Genomic DNA, 1,469 nt, shown 5'->3' with positions numbered 1-1,469 from the left:
GGCTTTTCCTTTCTGTCCTGCACGCGAATCTATACATCGCGTTTCTTTTCGATACCAATTATAGACATACACCCAACGTGTTTTTAATACCACTTTTCAATCTGTTCCAATCCTCGGTGAACGGTCGAAATTCTCTGGTGAGTGGTATTAAATTAGAATTTGATGTATAGCTAGCGCCCCCGGCGTCTCCCTTGTGTGACAAAGAACAGCGTTCCTACCAGCGCAATAATGGTCGATGCTCCAAACAGTACCGTCTGGACGCCCAAAGCCTCCGCCAAAAACGGAGCTGCCAGCAGCGGCAGCACGCCGGCGCTCATCAGGCCAAAACGCACAAAGCCGGTAATGCGTCCCAGGTATTTGATGTCGGCGCGCTCCTGAATCAAGATCATCTGCAGCGGTTCCAGGAATCCCCAGGCCAGACCGTTAATCGCTTGACCGATAATCGCGACCCCCAGCATATCGGTGCCCACGTACACCATGGACCCAATGCCCACGGCCATGAGCGCGCCGAGCAGCAATCGCAGGTTGACATGGCGAGCAGAAAGCTTGGTCAGGATGAACGCGCCCACCGAGGAAGTGAGGCCCACGACCGAGGACAGCCAGCCCAGCCAGACGATATCCACGTTGAGCACATCGCGGTAGAACAACGACTCCAGCGAATCGAACGCGCCAAACGCAAAGAAACCCAAAAAGCCCGAGATAAAGATGAGGCGCAGGTCGTGGTCGCGAAACGTAAGTCGCGCGCCCTCGGCCATGCCGCCCAGAATACCGCCCTTCGGCTTCTCCCCTTTTGCAGGAGCAACACACTCGTGACAGCCCAAGGAGAGCACGGCCGCCACACCCATCATGCCCGCCATGAGCAAATAGACCGATTGCGTGGCAAAACAGCTCACGATGGCACCACCGAGCAGCGGGCCAGCGGTATAGGCGATATTGCTGTAGAACACCATGAGACCGTTCACGCGGGTACGGCCCTCGGTGGTCGACTCCAGGTATCCCGGAAACGCATGCGTGCAGGTGTTGATAAAGCCGCCCGCAAGTCCCAAGACGCACGCGGCAAACACAAGCCCGGGGACAGACAACGGCGCTAACCCCACGCCAAGCGATAGCACTGCCGTAATCACGCACGTCACAAACGACGTCCGGCGCGGTCCAAAGCGGTCGATGACCGAGCCCGACACCATATTGCCCACCGACGTCATAAGATTGCGCACGAGCGTAATGGCGGCAACCAAAAAGGCCGTGCCAGCCAGATCATACGTGGCCGCACCGATAAGCCCCAAAAAGTAGACCGCGTTGTTGGCGCACCACTGCAGGGACTCAATAAGAATCAGCCTGACCTCTGCCGGCGTCAGGCGCATTGCTTCGCGATCCTTCGCGAACATACGAACTCCTTCTATACAAAAAGGGGATGGAGGGCATAGGCCTGCTCCATCCCCTTTCCAGGTTGCAACGAAAATCTATGCAGC

Annotated in this window: 1 protein-coding gene; it reads right to left on the bottom strand. The window is 56.8% G+C overall.

Annotation, left to right across the window (positions count from 1 at the left end):
- Window positions 1–170 precede the first annotated feature (170 nt).
- The gene (locus tag ACQRC0_RS08700; protein WP_195622531.1) at window positions 171–1,385 is read right to left on the bottom strand and encodes an MFS transporter; all 1,215 of its coding nucleotides are present in this window, start codon (window positions 1,383–1,385) and stop codon (window positions 171–173) included.
- Window positions 1,386–1,469 lie beyond the last annotated feature (84 nt).

It is taken from the genome of Collinsella sp. SGI.033, from assembly GCF_050315135.1.
Lineage (GTDB): Bacteria > Actinomycetota > Coriobacteriia > Coriobacteriales > Coriobacteriaceae > Collinsella.
This window is presented reverse-complemented; position numbering and strand designations above follow the sequence as displayed.